Origin of the sequence: Rhizobium sp. 62_C5_N11_2, from assembly GCF_051811185.1 — a bacterium.
Classification (GTDB): Bacteria; Pseudomonadota; Alphaproteobacteria; order Rhizobiales; family Rhizobiaceae; genus Rhizobium; species Rhizobium leguminosarum.
Window position 1 is genome coordinate 1834926 of sequence record NZ_JBPWPW010000001.1, and the last position, 14647, is coordinate 1849572.

Below are 14647 nucleotides of genomic sequence, written 5' to 3' on the forward strand. Positions count from 1 at the left end.
CAAATCAACTGGACTAGGGACGCAAAATGACGGCGTGGAAAACACGTCGACAGGCGCGACTCGACCAGTTTTCGTGGGCGAGGGACGAGTTCACATGGCTTGACAATGTGACTGCGTGCGTTGCATTTTCGCCACAATGCGTTGCTTAAAGGTCACGCAAGGGTTTAGGTATTTCGCTCCCGATCGAGTCGTTGCGACGCTGGCTTTCTGAGCCGGCGTTGCTTGGTTTCGATTGATGGCGAGGGCGGCAGGTGCCGTCCGAAGAGAGGCCGAATGACGCAGGATGGGGTATCGCCGGCGGCGGCGGGCGAGACGGTGACGACGGTGACCGATCGCCGCGCCCTTTTTGCCGTGCCTGGCCTTGTGCTCGCCGGCGGCGCGCTTCTCTGCGCCACGGCCACGCTTTTCGTGCTGCTCGGCCTGACGCCGATCGCGCCGACGTCGCATGTCGTCATCACCTCGGTGATCGTCAATTCCTTCTTTGTCCTGACGCTGCTCGCCTTGATCGCTCGCGAGGTAGCAAGGCTGCTGAAGGCGCGCACCCGCGGCCGTGCCGCAGCCCGCCTGCATATCCGCATCGTCGTGCTCTTTTCGATCGTCGCGATCACGCCGGCGATCCTCGTCGCCATCTTTGCCAGTATCACGCTGAATGCCGGCCTTGACCGCTGGTTTGCCCTGCGCACCCAGTCGATCGTCAGCTCGTCGCGCAATATCGGCCAGGCCTACATGATGGAGAATGCCAGCTACCTGCAGGGGCAGACGGTCTCCATGGCCAACGACCTGGAGCGCAACCGCGCGCTCTACAGCCTCGACAGGACGGGCTTTGCCGACTTGATGACCCGCCAGGCGAGGGGCCGCGGCCTGCTTGGCGCCTTCCTCGTCGAGCGCGACGGCTCGGTGATCGTCCAGGCCGATATCGCCACCGAAAAGCCGCTGCCGGCCATTCCGCAGGACGCATTGGAAAAGGCCGCCGCCGGCCAGCCGACGCTGATCCCGCCCGGCGTTACCAATCTCGTCGGCGCTATCATCAAGCTCGATGCCATCCAGAGCACCTTTCTCTATACGGTGCGCGCCGTCGATCCCAAGGTCATGGGCGCCATGCGCATGATGGAGGAGAACGCCACCGAATACCGCTCGATGGAGGCCAACCGCTTCTCGCTGCAGATCGCTTTTGCCGTGCTCTACATCGGCTTCGCGCTGATCGTGCTCCTGGCGGCGATCTGGACTGCGATCGCCGTCGCCGACCGCATCGTCCGGCCGATCCGCCTGCTGATCACGGCGGCCGACAGCGTTGCATCGGGCAATATGGATATCGTCGTGCCGGTGCATGCCGTCGACGGCGACGTCGCCAATCTCTCGCGCACCTTCAACAAGATGATCTCGGAAATCCGCACCCAGCGCGACGAGATCCTCGAGGCCAAGGACGAGGTCGACGACCGACGCCGTTTCATCGAAGCGGTGCTATCGGGCGTCACCGCCGCCGTCATCGGCGTCGAGCAGGACCGCCGCATCGCCATCGTCAACAGCTCGGCCGAGACGCTGATGTCACTGTCAGCCGACGAAATGCTCGGAAAGCAGTTGGTCGACATCGCGCCGGAGGTCGATCAGGTGCTGACCGAGGCGGCGGTGCGTTATCGCGGCGATTTCCGCAAGCAGATTGCGCTGGTGCGCGGCGGCACTGTGCGGACGCTGAGCGTGCAGGTCACCCGCGAGGAAGTGCGCGACATGAGCGAATCCTACGTGATCACGCTCGACGACATCACCGATCTCGTCATCGCCCAGCGTTCGACCGCCTGGGGTGACGTGGCAAGGCGCATCGCCCATGAGATCAAGAACCCGTTGACGCCGATCCAGCTTTCCGCCGAGCGCATCCAGCGCCGCTACGGCAAGCAGATCGATCCGGGCGACCGGACGGTCTTCGACCAGTGCACGGATACGATCATCCGACAGGTCGGCGATATCGGCCGCATGGTCGATGAATTCTCCGCCTTTGCCCGCATGCCGAAGCCGACCAAGGAGCCGAGCGACCTGCGCAATATCCTGCGCGACGCGATCTTCTTGCGTGAGATGGGCAACCATCACGTCACCTTCGAACAGGATTTCGGGGAGCAGCCGCTGGAGGGCCTGTTCGACAGCCGCATGCTCGGCCAGGCCTTCGGAAATCTCATCAAGAATGCTGTGGAATCGATCGAGGCGGTGCCGAGCGACGAGCGGGACGAACGCAAGATTCTCGTCCGCGCCGCACTCGATACCGGCCGCGACCGCTTCACCGTCGACGTGATCGACAATGGCCGCGGCCTCCCGGTGGAGAACCGCCACAGCATTCTGGAACCCTATATGACGATGCGCGAGAAGGGCACCGGCCTCGGCCTCGCCATCGTCAAGAAGATCATCGAGGAACATGGCGGGCAGCTCGAGCTGCATGATGCGCCCGCCGATTTTGACCGGGGAAGAGGGGCCATGATCCGCGTGCATCTGCCACGCCTGGATCCGACGCCTGCTGCCCCCGCAGCCAATGACAAGGAAAGCGTTTATGGCTTCTGATATTCTCGTCGTCGACGATGAGCATGATATTCGCGAGATCGTTTCCGGCATTCTCTCCGACGAAGGGCACGAGACGCGCACCGCCCATGACAGCGACAGCGCGCTGGCGGCAATTTCCGATCGCGTACCGCGGCTGATCTTCCTCGATATCTGGATGCAGGGCAGCAAGCTCGATGGTCTATCGCTACTCGACGAGATCAAGACCCGCCATCCGGAATTGCCGGTCGTGATGATATCAGGCCATGGCAACATCGAGACCGCCGTCTCGGCGATCAAGCGCGGCGCCTTCGATTTCATCGAGAAGCCTTTCAAGGCCGACCGGCTGATCCTGATCGCCGAACGCGCGCTGGAGAATTCCAAGCTGAAGCGCGAGGTTTCCGAGCTGAAGCGCCGCACCGGCGACGCACTGGAGCTGATCGGCACATCGGTCGCCGTTTCGCAGCTGCGCCAGACGATCGAGAAGGTGTCGCCGACCAACAGTCGCATCATGATTCTCGGCGCCTCTGGCTCCGGCAAGGAGCTGGTGGCGCGAATGATCCACAAGAAGTCGGCCCGCGCCAACGGCCCCTTCGTTGCGATCAACGCCGCCAACATCACGCCCGAACGCATGGAGGTGGCGCTGTTCGGCACCGAGGGCACGCCCGGCCAGGCGCGCAAAATCGGCGCGCTCGAGGAAGCCCATCGCGGCATCCTCTATCTCGACGAAGTCGGCGAAATGCCGCGCGAAACGCAGAACAAGATCCTCCGCGTCCTGGTCGATCAGCAGTTCGAGCGGGTCGGCGGTTCCAAGCGTGTCAAGGTCGATGTCCGCATCATCTCCTCGACCGCCTACAATCTCGAGAGCCGCATCGCCGAGGGCTGGTTCCGCGAGGATCTCTATCATCGCCTCGCCGTCGTGCCGGTGCGTGTGCCGGCGTTGGCCGAACGGCGCGAGGACATTCCTTTCCTCGTCGATCAGCTGATGCGCCAGATATCAGAGCAGGCCGGCATCCGTCCGCGCCGCATCGGCGACGACGCCATGGCCGTGCTGCAGGCGCACGACTGGCCCGGCAACATCCGCCAGCTGCGCAACAATATCGAGCGACTGATGATCCTTGCCCGCACCGACGGCCCGGATGCGCCGATCACCGCCGACATGCTGCCGACCGATCTCGGCGACATGCTGCCGAAGGTGTCCGCCAAGAACGACTATCACATCATGACGCTGCCGCTGCGCGAAGCCCGCGAGATGTTCGAGAAGGATTATCTGATCGCCCAGATCAACCGCTTTGGCGGCAATATCTCTCGCACCGCGGAATTCGTCGGCATGGAGCGTTCGGCGCTGCACCGCAAGCTGAAGTCGCTCGGCGTCTGATTGTATCCGGCGCGGCCGAGGCCGCGCCGCGTCCCATATTGCTTCCCGGAAGACCAGGTTTCCCATGCCGAGAATTGCCTATGTGAATGGCCGTTACGTCAAGCATTCCGATGCCAGCGTGCATATCGAGGATCGCGGCTACCAGTTTGCCGATGGCGTCTACGAGGTCTGCGAAGTGCGCCACGGCTACATCGTCGATCTCACGCGCCATCTGAACCGTCTCGACCGTTCGCTCGGTGAATTGCGCATCGCCTGGCCGATGGGCCGGGCGGCGCTGACGCAGGTCATTCGCGAGACGCTGCGCCGCAACCATGTCCGCAACGGGCTTTTCTACATGCAGGTGACGCGCGGCGTCGCCCGCCGCGATCATGTCTTCCCGGCCGAGGGAACGCCGCCCTCGCTCGTGATCACCGCCAAAAGCACCGATGCCAAGATCATCGCCGCCAAGAACGCCAACGGCATCAAGGCGATCACCCTTGTCGACAATCGCTGGGACCGCGTCGACATCAAGTCCGTCGGCTTGCTGCCGAATGCCATGGCCCGCCAGCAAGCCAAGGAGGCCGGCGCCCAGGAAGCGATCTATGTCGACGGCGACGGCATGGTGAAGGAAGGGGCGGCGACCAATGTCTGGATCGTCGATCCGGACGGAACGCTGGTGACGCGCCCGGCCGAACACGGCATTCTGCGCGGCATTACCCGCACCACTCTGATGGATGTCGCAGCCAAGTTGGGGTTGCAGATCGCCGAGCGGAGCTTCTCCGTTTCGGAGATGCTCGCAGCCCGCGAAGTCTTCCTAACTGCAGCCACAAGCATTTGTTTTCCGGTCGTTTCCGTTGATGGCCAGGCCATTGCCAACGGCCATCCGGGCAGCGTTTCGCAGAAAGTTCGCGAAGCCTTTTTCGACGTTGCGGAAAAGATTGCGATTTGATACCAAGATTTGCTGGACAGGTGGAATGAGGATGCCACCGGTCTTCGCATGGTGAGGTTGATTGATATTCTACCGGCCAGATCAGGTCGGCAATAAAGAAAGAAGCGGCGCGATGGCGGAACGTTCTCAGAATCTTCAGGACTTATTTCTCAATACTGTTCGCAAGCAAAAGATTTCCCTGACAATCTTTCTGATCAACGGCGTGAAACTCACGGGCGTTGTTACGTCTTTTGACAATTTCTGTGTTCTTCTTCGCCGTGACGGCCATTCGCAGCTCGTGTATAAGCATGCGATCTCTACGATCATGCCGGGCCAGCCCATGCAGATGTTCGAGAGCGAAGAAGCAGCGTCCTAACAGGATCAGCCGTCATTTCGACACGCGATACCAAGAACGATTCGATCATCCCTGAGGCCGCCAAGCACAGGGACGACATGCGCGCGACTGTCGTTGTGCCGGTTCTGAAATCGCGCAGTCGCGGCGGCCAGAGCGAATCGGCCTCGACCCGCACGCCGGAAAGCCGGCTCGAAGAGGCGACGGGCCTTGCCCAGGCGATCGACCTCGATGTCGTCAATGGCCAGATCGTCCCGGTCAATGATCCGAGGCCGGCCACATTGCTCGGCACCGGCAAGATCGAGGAGATCAAGGCGCTGCTCGACGAGCGCGATTCCGGTCTCGTCATCGTCGATCATCCGTTGACGCCGGTACAGCAGCGCAACCTGGAAAAGGAATGGAACGCCAAGGTCATCGACCGGACGGGCCTCATCCTCGAAATCTTCGGCCGCCGCGCCTCCACCAAGGAAGGCACGCTGCAGGTCGATCTCGCCCATCTGAATTATCAGAAGGGCCGTCTGGTGCGAAGCTGGACCCACCTTGAACGCCAGCGCGGCGGCGGCGGCTTCATGGGCGGCCCCGGCGAAACCCAGATCGAAGCCGACCGACGGATGCTGCAGGACCGCATCATCAAGCTCGAACGCGAGCTGGAGCAGGTCGTGCGCACCCGCCAGCTCCACCGCGCCAAACGCCGCAAGGTGCCGCACCCGATCGTGGCGCTCGTCGGTTATACCAATGCCGGCAAGTCGACGCTGTTCAACCGCATCACCGGCGCCGGCGTGCTGGCCGAAGACATGCTCTTTGCCACGCTCGACCCGACGCTTCGGCGCATGAAACTGCCCCACGGCCGCACCGTCATCCTGTCCGACACCGTCGGCTTCATCTCCGACCTGCCGACCCATCTGGTCGCCGCCTTCCGGGCGACGCTGGAAGAGGTGCTGGAAGCCGATCTCATCCTGCATGTCCGTGACATGTCCGATGCCGACAATCAGGCGCAGAGCTCCGACGTGATGCGCATCCTGAACGATCTCGGCATCGACGAGGCCGAAGCCGAAAAGCGTCTGATCGAGGTCTGGAACAAGATCGACCGGCTGGAGCCCGAGGTGCACGATGCCATGGTGCAGAAATCGGCCGGCGCCAGCAACGTGGTGGCGGTTTCAGCCGTCAGCGGCGAGGGCGTCGACACGCTGATGGAAGAGATCAGCCGCAGACTGTCAGGCGTGATGACCGTGGCGACGATCCGCCTTCCGGTCGACAAGCTGGCGCTGCTGCCATGGCTTTACGACCATGCGATCGTCGACGGCCGCGAGGATAATGAGGACGGCACGATCACGCTTGATCTGCGCCTGTCCGAAACCGAGGCGACCGAACTCGAGCGCCGCATCGGCAATGGACCGAAGTCTTCAAAGGAAGATTGGGAGCGGTAAGGCGTTCAAGGGGATGTGGCAACGTTCCGCTCACTCCGCCCCCGACGTCACAGCCCGCTCGATCGCCTTCGCTGCCTGCCAGATTTCCTCCATCCGCTCCAGCGTTGCGTCTTCCAGCGTCTCGCCTTCTGCTTCAAGAACCTGTTCTATATGGCTGAACCGACGACGGAATTTCGTATTCGTTCCGCGCACTGCCTGTTCCGGATCGGCCTTGACGTGACGGCCGATATTGACGACCGCGAAGATCAGGTCGCCGAGCTCGTCGCTGACCTTTGCCTGATCGCCTTCGCGAAGGGCTGCCCGCAATTCGCCGATCTCCTCCTCGATCTTGTCGAGGATCGGCTCCGGTGCTGACCAATCGAAGCCGACCTTGGCGGCGCGTTCCTGTAGCTTCAGGGCTTCCGTCAAAGCCGGGAAGCTGCGCTGCACCGAGCCGAGGAATCCGCTGTTGAAGTCCTCGGTGATGCCGCGCCGTGAGCGCCGTTCGGCACGCTCGCGTTTTTCCGCCTGCTTGATCTCGTCCCATTGTATCTTCACCGCGTCTGGCGTATCCGCCGCCGAGCGGGCAAAGACGTGCGGATGGCGGCGGATCATCTTGGCGGTGATGGCGTTGACCACGTCGCCAAAGGAAAATTCGCCGGCCTCCTCGGCCATGCGGGCATGAAAGACCACCTGCAGCAACAGGTCACCCAGTTCGTCGCAGAGATCGTCCATATCGCCGCGCTCGATCGCATCGGAGACCTCATAGGCCTCCTCGATCGTATAGGGTTTGATCGTCTCGAAGTTCTGCACGATGTCCCAGGGGCAGCCGGTTTCGGGATGGCGCAGCGCCGCCATGATCTCGATCAGCCGCGAAATGTCTTTGGAAGGTTGCATGTTGCCTCGGTTCAGCGGGCTTAGTTCAATGGAATGTCGTTGGCGCTCTTCGACGACTGGTAGCTGATCGACAGCGCGTCGTAGCGCGCCTTGATGCGGGCGGTCTGCGCTTTCAGCGCGTTTTTCAGGAGCGCGTCTTCGGTCTCGACGAGATCGGCGATGGCAAAGCTGTTCCAGAAGGCGTTTTGCCTGCGATAGCCGCCGGGTTCAAGCCCGAAGACTTCCTTGAGGATCTTCAGGTCGTGCGGAATGGCGAAGGCGTCGCGGGAATCCTCGTGGCTGAAAAAATAGTAGAAATTGTCGAAGCCGGCCCAGGCGATCGCCGACATGCACATCGTGCAGGGTTCGTGCGTCGACAGGAAGATCAGATCCTTGGTCGGCGGCTTGTCGCCAAGCTCGTAGAAGCGCTTCAGCGTATGCACCTCGCCGTGCCAGAGCGGATTCTCCAGCTCGTTATTGGTCTCGGCGACGACAAGCGAAAGATCGGATTTCCGCAGGATCGCCGCACCGAACACCTTATTGCCAAGCGAAACGCCACGCTCCGTCAGCGGCAGGATATCGTCTTCCATGACCGAAAGCAGGCGGGAGGCAATGGTCTTATCACGCATGAGGGCCCTCCAGTTTTCGTCAGTCTATCGCCTTGGCGGCGCGAGTGAAATGCGTGAAGCACCGGTGGACGTCTTTTGTCACAGGCTTTATACTGCACTGCAGCAAGCGGGCTGGGAATATGCGGCTTTTTGGCAGCACGGGTGACTTTTCTCAAATCACTGACGGCACGAGCAAAAGAATACCTGCTTGCTTGGGCTTTCGAATTTCTGTTCCTTCAATCCCTTGTCGATCAAGGGCATATTCCGGCAACTTCGAAGTGGATTGATGATGCCTCCCAAGACTGAACAGCTTTCGGTATTTCCCGCCTTCTTTCGCGTGGAAGGCCAGAAGACGGCTGTCTTCGGCAATGGTGATGAAGCTTTCGCCAAGGTGCGGCTGCTGCTCAACACAAAGGCACGGATTGTCGCCTATGCCGACCGGCCGGAAGCCGATTACCACGCGTTCCTGATCGCCAACCGCATCGAGACCGTGCGCGCTGCCTTCTCCGCCGAACAGGTCGAGGGTTCGGCGCTCGTCTTCGCCGCAACTGGCAATGAAGCCGACGACCGCAGCATCGTCGACGCTGCGCGCGCCGCCAGAATTCCGGCCAATGCCGTCGATCAGCCCGATTACTGCGATTTCTTCACGCCGGCGCTGGTCAACCGTGCGCCCGTCGCCGTTGCGATCGGCACCGAAGGGGCAGGGCCGGTTCTGGCGCAGATGATCCGCGCGCAGATCGACCAGCTTCTTTCGCCCTCGCTCGGCCGCCTTGCCGGGCTGGCGACGAGCTACCGCAAGGCCGTCGACCAACTGATTCCGAGAGGCGTCTCCCGCCGGGTCTTCTGGCGCCGTTTCTTTTCCGGTGCCGTCGCCGATGCGGTCGCCAATGGCAACCTGCCGCAAGCCCGCCATGCCGCCGACCGGCTGCTGCACGCGATGGACAAGGTCGCCGGCCACGTCTGGCTGGTCGGCGCCGGTCCGGGTGCCGAGGATCTGCTGACGTTGCGCGCCCAGCGCGTGATGATGGAAGCTGACGTCATCGTCTATGACGCGCTCGTGCCGCAGGCGATCGTCGATATGGGCCGCCGTGATGCCGAGCGGCTTTCCGTCGGCAAGCGCAAGGGCTGCCACTCGAAGTCCCAGGAAGAAATCAACGACCTGCTGGTCGATCTCGGCCGTCAGGGCAAGCGCGTCGTCCGCCTGAAATCCGGTGATCCCCTGGTCTACGGCCGGGCAGGGGAAGAGATGGCGGCATTGCGCGCTGCCGGCATCACCTATGAGGTCGTGCCTGGCATCACCTCGGCTTTCGCAGCCGCTGCCGATTTCGAGCTGCCGCTGACGCTGCGCGGCGTTGCCTCCTCGCTGGTCTTCACCACCGGCCATGATCTTACAGGCGACGTGCTGCCCGATTGGGCAAGCCTTGCCGTTTCCGGCGCGACCATCGCCGTCTATATGGGCCGCACGGTTGCCGCCTCCGTCGCCGAGCGGCTGATGCAAGCGGGCATTCCGTCTGAGACCACCGTCGCCGTCATCGAAAATGCCAGCCGTGCCGATCGCCGCCTGCTGCATGGCACGCTCGCCGATCTGCCCGATCTGCAGCGCCGCGACGAATTGACCGGGCCTGTCATGGTCATCATCGGCGATGCGGTCGCCGGCGCCAATTTCGAACTGTCCGAGCCCCTGGTGCGCGCAAACGCCCGGCTCGAGGAACTTGCAAGGAGCTGAATATGGGTGACAAGGTTCTGACCGCCAACCGGCTGACGGACGGCATTGCCGTCTGGCTGGATGCGAACGGCAAGTGGTCCACCTCGCTGCAGGAGGCGCTCGTTGCCCGTCATGCCGAGGCCGTTGCCGCGCTGGAGGCGATCGGCAAAAAATCCTATGCCGACAACGAGGTCGTTGACGTCGCCGTCGTCGACGTTCAGGAAAACAACGGCATTCTCTGGCCGCTTCGCCTTCGCGAGCGCATCCGCGCGCAAGGCCCGACCATGGAATATGCCCCGGGCTACGCTCCTGCCGATCCCGAATTCATTGCAGTCTGAGGAAGACGATGTACCGTTACGACGAATTTGACCATGCCTTTGTTACCGAGCGCGTCGAGCAGTTTCGCGATCAGGTCGAGCGCCGCCTCTCCGGCGAGCTCGCCGAGGACGCATTCAAGCCGCTGCGCCTGATGAACGGCGTTTACCTGCAGCTCCACGCCTACATGCTGCGCATCGCCATTCCCTATGGCACGCTGAGCTCTCGCCAGCTGCGCATGCTCGCCCATATCGCCCGCACCTATGACCGCGGCTATGGCCACTTCACCACGCGCCAGAACCTGCAGTTCAACTGGCCGAAGCTGTCCGACATTCCCGATGCGCTCGCCGACCTTGCCAGCGTCGAGATGCATGCCCTGCAGACCTCGGGCAACTGCATCAGAAACGTCACCGCCGATCACTTCTCCGGTGCCGCCGCCGATGAGATCGCCGATCCGCGCCCTTACGCCGAAATCCTGCGCCAGTGGTCGTCGGTCCACCCGGAATTCTCCTTCCTGCCGCGCAAGTTCAAGATCGCCGTCACCGGCGCCGAGCGTGACCGCGCCGCAATCCAGGTCCATGATATCGGGCTGCACGTGAAGAAGAACGACAAGGGCGAGATCGGCTTTGCCGTCTATGTCGGCGGCGGCCAGGGCCGTACGCCGATGATCGCCAAGCTGATCCGCGACTTCCTGCCTGAGGAAGATCTGCTCTCTTACACCACGGCAATCGTGCGTGTGTACAATCTGCACGGCCGCCGCGACAACAAATACAAGGCCCGTATCAAGATCCTCGTGCACGAAACCGGCACCGAGGAGCTGACGCGCCAGGTGGAAGCCGAATTCGCCGCGCTGAAGGATACGGAGCTCAAGCTGCCGGAAAAGGACGTCCAGTCGATATCTGCCTATTTCGCGCCGCCTGATCTGCCCGAACGCGCCGAAGGCTGGGAAAACCTTGCTCGCTGGAAGAAGGCTGATTCCGGTTTCTCCCGCTGGGTCCAGCAGAACGTGCAGCCGCACAAGAACCCTGATTACGGCATGGTGACGATCTCGCTGAAGCCGATCGGCGGCATTCCGGGCGATGCCTCCGACGCGCAGATGGATGCGATCGCCGATCTGGCCGAGGAATATGCCTTCGACGAAATCCGCGTCAGCCATGAGCAGAACCTGATCCTGCCGCATGTGGCGCTTGCCGATCTCGAAGCCGTCTATCGCGGCCTTGTCGCCATCAATCTGGCGGAAGCCAATGCCGGCCTGATTACCGATATCATTGCCTGTCCGGGGCTCGACTACTGCGCGCTTGCCAATGCGCGCTCCATCCCGCTGGCGCAGGAAATCTCCCGCCGCTTCGGCGATGCCGAACGCCAGGCAGAAATCGGTGAGCTGAAGATCAAGATTTCCGGCTGTATCAATGCCTGCGGCCATCACCATGTCGGCCATATCGGCCTGCTCGGTGTAGAGAAGAAGGGCGCCGAACTCTATCAGATCACGCTCGGCGGCTCCGGCGACGAACATACCTCGATCGGCGAGATCATCGGCCGCGGCTTCGAGCCGGACCGGGTGACCGACGCGATCGAGACGATCGTCGACACCTATCTCGGCCTGCGCCTCGATCAGTCCGAGAACTTCCTCGCCGCCTATCGCCGTGTCGGACCGCAGCCGTTCAAGACTGCGCTCTACGGCTCGGCCGCCGAAGCGGCATAAGGAGGGGATGATGACGAAGATCTGGAGAGAAACCGGTTTTGTCGAAAACGATCCCTGGGTGATCGAAACCGACGAGGTGAAGGCGACCGAGGAGCAGAAGCCGCTGCTCGGTCTCGACGAACTGATCGCCAAGGCCGACGAAAGCAACGATGTCGGCCTCGGTGTGCTGATCAAGCCAGCCGACGATGTGCGCCGGCTGGAGCCCTATCTCTATCGCCTCGCAATCGTTGCCGTCGCCTTTCCGGCTTTCAACGACGGCCGCGCCTTCAGCCATGCCTCGCTGCTGCGCCAGCGCCTCGGCTACACCAATGAGCTACGCGCCGTCGGCGACGTGCTGATCGATCAGGTGCCGCTGATGCTGCGCGTCGGCATCGACAGCTTTTCCGTCACCAACGCCACGGCGCTGAAGCGGCTGGGCGAAAACCGTCTTCCCGCCATTCCCCATCATTATCAGCCGGCGGTGCGTGACGCCGAAGCCGGCAAGGGCTATAGTTGGCGCCGTCAGGCGAAGCCGGCCGCATAAGCGACCGGTCCGCCGTTTTACGATGGCGGAATGATAGCATGAAGACATTCGAAGTGGCGGTGATCGGTGGCGGTCTCGCCGGCATGATCGCCGCAATCGCGCTGGCGCGCGGCGGTCGCAACGTGGCGCTGGTGGCACCCCTCGCTCCCAAGGAGGATCGGCGCACCACGGCGCTGATGGATCAGTCGATCCGTTTCCTCGATCGCCTGGCGCTCTGGGAAAAGCTCCGCCCCGCAGCCGCTCCTCTCACCAGCATGCGCATCGTCGACGGTACCGATCGGCTGCTGCGCGCGCCGACGACCACCTTCCGCGCGGCCGAGGTCGGTCTCGATGCCTTCGGCTACAATTTCCCGAACAAGGCGCTGACCGGCATTTTGGAAGAAGCTGCGGCCGGCGAGGGCAATATCACCCGTTTCACCGATATGGCCGAATCGATCGAAATATCAGCCGTTTCAGTCTCGATCACGCTGACCGGCGGCGAGACGCTGTCGGCCGATTTTGCCGTCGGCGCCGATGGCCGCGGCTCGAAGCTGCGCGAGACATCCGGCATTACCGTGCGCAACTGGTCCTATCCGCAATCGGCGATGGTGCTGAATTTCGCCCATTCGCTGCCGCACCAGAATATCTCGACCGAATTCCACACCAAACACGGCCCCTTCACCCAGGTGCCGCTGCCGGGAAGCCGCTCCAGCCTCGTCTGGGTGCAGGATCCCGCGGAAGCCGCGAGCCGCATGGAATTGCCGCTTGCCGAACTCGGCGCCCTCGTCGAGGCGCGCATGCAGTCCATGCTCGGGAAGGTTGATGTCGAGGAGGGCGTCCAGCTCTGGCCGCTCTCCGGCATGATGGCGCATCGTTTCGGTAAGGGGCGAATCGCGCTGATCGGCGAGGCCGCCCATGTCTTCCCGCCGATCGGGGCACAGGGGCTGAACCTCAGCCTGCGCGATATCATGGCGCTTGCCGATATCCTCTGCGACCGGGCGGAATTGCCGGTGCCGGCCGATGCCGGCGAAAGCTTCGACCGCAGGCGCCGCGCCGACATCATGACACGCACGGCCAGTGTCGATATTCTCAACCGCTCGCTGCTCTCGGATTTCCTGCCTGTCCAGATGCTGCGGGCTGCCGGCCTGCATATCCTCTCGGCCATACCGCCACTGCGCAACATCGTCATGCGCGAGGGCATCGAGCCAGGCCGCGGCTTCCGCGATATTCCGGATGCGCTACGGGAAAAGCTGAAGCGGAAGAAGGCCTGATCGGATCAGGATCAGCCAGAGCGAAACAGTCACCACCGATAGCACCGTCGTGATCAGGATCGTCGCCGAGGCGCGCTCCTGCCAGACGCCGTATTGCTGGCCGATGACGAAGACGTTGGTCGCCGTCGGAAGGCAGGCGAGCAGCACGGCGGCCTGGATCCAGACCGGCTCGAAACCGCCAACCGCCGTGAGCGCAATGAAAACCGCGATCGGATGCAGGACCAGCTTCGCCGGCACGATATAGGAGATCTCGGCCGGGATTCGTTTCAGCGGCCGGAGCGCCAGCGTCACGCCCATGGCAAAGAGCGCGCAGGGCGCCGCCGCCTGGGCGAGGTAATCGACCAAGCGCTGAAACGCCGGCGGCTGGTCGATGTGCAAAGCGGCCACCACAAAGCCTGCCGCCGTCGACAGGATGAAGGGATGCAGCGCGGCCTTCCGGACGATATCAGCGACAAGCTGGCCTGTTGAACGCTTGTCGTCGCCGGCTGCCGCCATCAGCGCCGGCGCGACGATGAAATGCAGTGCGTTTTCGAAGCAGATGATCAGCGCCACCGGCACGGCTGCGCCTTCGCCGAGCGCCAAGAGTGCCAGGCCAGGCCCCATATAGCCGATATTGCCATAGGCGCCGGCAAAGGACTGGATGGTGCAATCGGCAAGCGAATTGCCGCGCACGAGACGGCCGATGACGAAAAGCAGGATGAAGACGGCATAGGTCGCCGCGATATCGGTGACAATGAAATCGACGCGCGTCAGCTCTTCGATCGGCGTGCGCGAGACGAGCTTGAAGAACAGAGCGGGAAGGGCGGCATAGATGATGAAGGTGTTCAGCCAGCCGAGCGCTTCGGCCGGCTGCTTGGTCGCCTTGGCGGCGATGTAACCGATCAGGATCAGGCCAAAGAACGGCAAAAGCAGGCTGATGATATCGGCCAAGAGGTCTTCCAGTGCGCGGGGATGGTCGGCGGGTCAGGATCTGACTTAAGCAATTCCAGCAAAAGTGTGTAGCGGTTTTGCGTTCGGAATTGCGCAGAAACAAGAGCAATTCCAGCAAAAGTGTGTAGCGGTCTTGCGTCCGGAATTGCGCAAAAACAAATCGATAGAGCGTGGA

The 14647-nt window shown here is 62.4% G+C and carries 13 protein-coding genes; 10 read left to right on the forward strand and 3 right to left on the reverse strand.

Annotation, left to right across the window (positions count from 1 at the left end):
- The first annotated feature begins 273 nt into the window (after positions 1-273).
- From AB8B31_RS09350 to hflX, 5 genes are all read left to right on the forward strand, one after another.
- Positions 274-2544 carry a sensor histidine kinase NtrY-like gene (locus AB8B31_RS09350; RefSeq protein WP_018241920.1) on the forward strand — a complete coding sequence of 757 codons (2271 nt, stop codon included), beginning with the start codon at positions 274-276 and terminating at the stop codon, positions 2542-2544.
- Positions 2534-3898 carry a nitrogen assimilation response regulator NtrX gene (gene ntrX / locus AB8B31_RS09355; protein ID WP_018241921.1) on the forward strand — a complete coding sequence of 455 codons (1365 nt, stop codon included), beginning with the start codon at positions 2534-2536 and terminating at the stop codon, positions 3896-3898. The genes AB8B31_RS09350 and ntrX overlap by 11 nt, the downstream gene beginning before the upstream one ends.
- Before the next feature lie 64 nt (positions 3899-3962).
- Positions 3963-4826 carry a D-amino-acid transaminase gene (locus AB8B31_RS09360; RefSeq protein WP_131703253.1) on the forward strand — a complete coding sequence of 288 codons (864 nt, stop codon included), beginning with the start codon at positions 3963-3965 and terminating at the stop codon, positions 4824-4826.
- 112 nt (positions 4827-4938) lie between these two features.
- Positions 4939-5181, forward strand: coding sequence for an RNA chaperone Hfq (hfq, locus tag AB8B31_RS09365; protein ID WP_003539403.1), 243 nt, complete (start codon positions 4939-4941; stop codon positions 5179-5181).
- A gap of 77 nt (positions 5182-5258) precedes the next feature.
- A complete protein-coding gene (gene hflX, locus AB8B31_RS09370) occupies positions 5259-6584 on the forward strand; it encodes a GTPase HflX (RefSeq protein ID WP_018241923.1) in 1326 nt (441 codons plus the stop codon).
- A 30-nt stretch (positions 6585-6614) separates the two neighbouring features.
- Here hflX and mazG read toward each other — a convergent pair whose 3' ends face one another.
- Positions 6615-7460: a nucleoside triphosphate pyrophosphohydrolase gene (mazG, locus tag AB8B31_RS09375; protein WP_131703254.1), complete on the reverse strand. Its 846-nt coding sequence runs from the start codon at positions 7458-7460 to the stop codon at positions 6615-6617.
- A 20-nt stretch (positions 7461-7480) separates the two neighbouring features.
- Entirely contained in the window at positions 7481-8068 is a 588-nt protein-coding gene (locus AB8B31_RS09380) for a deaminase (protein ID WP_131703255.1), read from the reverse strand.
- Between the two features lie 268 nt (positions 8069-8336).
- Between AB8B31_RS09380 and cysG the strand changes: the two genes are divergently transcribed.
- The 5 genes from cysG to AB8B31_RS09405 are packed head-to-tail and all read left to right on the forward strand — an operon-like array spanning position 8337 to position 13542.
- Positions 8337-9773, forward strand: coding sequence for a siroheme synthase CysG (gene cysG / locus AB8B31_RS09385; protein ID WP_026188386.1), 1437 nt, complete (start codon positions 8337-8339; stop codon positions 9771-9773).
- A gap of 2 nt (positions 9774-9775) precedes the next feature.
- Positions 9776-10090, forward strand: coding sequence for a DUF2849 domain-containing protein (locus AB8B31_RS09390; RefSeq protein ID WP_131703256.1), 315 nt, complete (start codon positions 9776-9778; stop codon positions 10088-10090).
- 8 nt (positions 10091-10098) lie between these two features.
- Positions 10099-11769 carry a nitrite/sulfite reductase gene (locus tag AB8B31_RS09395; RefSeq protein WP_131703257.1) on the forward strand — a complete coding sequence of 557 codons (1671 nt, stop codon included), beginning with the start codon at positions 10099-10101 and terminating at the stop codon, positions 11767-11769.
- Positions 11770-11779: 10 nt separating this feature from the next.
- Positions 11780-12292 carry a DUF934 domain-containing protein gene (locus tag AB8B31_RS09400; protein ID WP_131703258.1) on the forward strand — a complete coding sequence of 171 codons (513 nt, stop codon included), beginning with the start codon at positions 11780-11782 and terminating at the stop codon, positions 12290-12292.
- A 38-nt stretch (positions 12293-12330) separates the two neighbouring features.
- The gene (locus AB8B31_RS09405) at positions 12331-13542 is read left to right on the forward strand and encodes a UbiH/UbiF family hydroxylase (protein ID WP_131703259.1); all 1212 of its coding nucleotides are present in this window, start codon (positions 12331-12333) and stop codon (positions 13540-13542) included.
- Here the strand turns inward: AB8B31_RS09405 and AB8B31_RS09410 are convergent.
- Positions 13510-14472 carry an AEC family transporter gene (locus AB8B31_RS09410; protein ID WP_131703260.1) on the reverse strand — a complete coding sequence of 321 codons (963 nt, stop codon included), beginning with the start codon at positions 14470-14472 and terminating at the stop codon, positions 13510-13512. The genes AB8B31_RS09405 and AB8B31_RS09410 overlap by 33 nt on opposite strands.
- Positions 14473-14647: the final 175 nt, after the last annotated feature.

What these genes read in the sequence shown, in the direction of transcription:
- AB8B31_RS09350 (WP_018241920.1), top strand. Translation starts at nt 274, where the DNA reads ATGACGCAGGATGGGGTATCGCCGGCGGCGGCGGGCGAGACGGTGACG.
- AB8B31_RS09405 (WP_131703259.1), top strand. Translation starts at nt 12,331, where the DNA reads ATGAAGACATTCGAAGTGGCGGTGATCGGTGGCGGTCTCGCCGGCATG.
- AB8B31_RS09360 (WP_131703253.1), top strand. Translation starts at nt 3,963, where the DNA reads ATGCCGAGAATTGCCTATGTGAATGGCCGTTACGTCAAGCATTCCGAT.
- cysG (WP_026188386.1), top strand. Translation starts at nt 8,337, where the DNA reads ATGCCTCCCAAGACTGAACAGCTTTCGGTATTTCCCGCCTTCTTTCGC.
- mazG (WP_131703254.1), bottom strand. Translation starts at nt 7,460, where the DNA reads ATGCAACCTTCCAAAGACATTTCGCGGCTGATCGAGATCATGGCGGCG.
- AB8B31_RS09400 (WP_131703258.1), top strand. Translation starts at nt 11,780, where the DNA reads ATGACGAAGATCTGGAGAGAAACCGGTTTTGTCGAAAACGATCCCTGG.
- ntrX (WP_018241921.1), top strand. Translation starts at nt 2,534, where the DNA reads ATGGCTTCTGATATTCTCGTCGTCGACGATGAGCATGATATTCGCGAG.
- hfq (WP_003539403.1), top strand. Translation starts at nt 4,939, where the DNA reads ATGGCGGAACGTTCTCAGAATCTTCAGGACTTATTTCTCAATACTGTT.
- AB8B31_RS09380 (WP_131703255.1), bottom strand. Translation starts at nt 8,068, where the DNA reads ATGCGTGATAAGACCATTGCCTCCCGCCTGCTTTCGGTCATGGAAGAC.
- AB8B31_RS09395 (WP_131703257.1), top strand. Translation starts at nt 10,099, where the DNA reads ATGTACCGTTACGACGAATTTGACCATGCCTTTGTTACCGAGCGCGTC.
- hflX (WP_018241923.1), top strand. Translation starts at nt 5,259, where the DNA reads ATGCGCGCGACTGTCGTTGTGCCGGTTCTGAAATCGCGCAGTCGCGGC.
- AB8B31_RS09390 (WP_131703256.1), top strand. Translation starts at nt 9,776, where the DNA reads ATGGGTGACAAGGTTCTGACCGCCAACCGGCTGACGGACGGCATTGCC.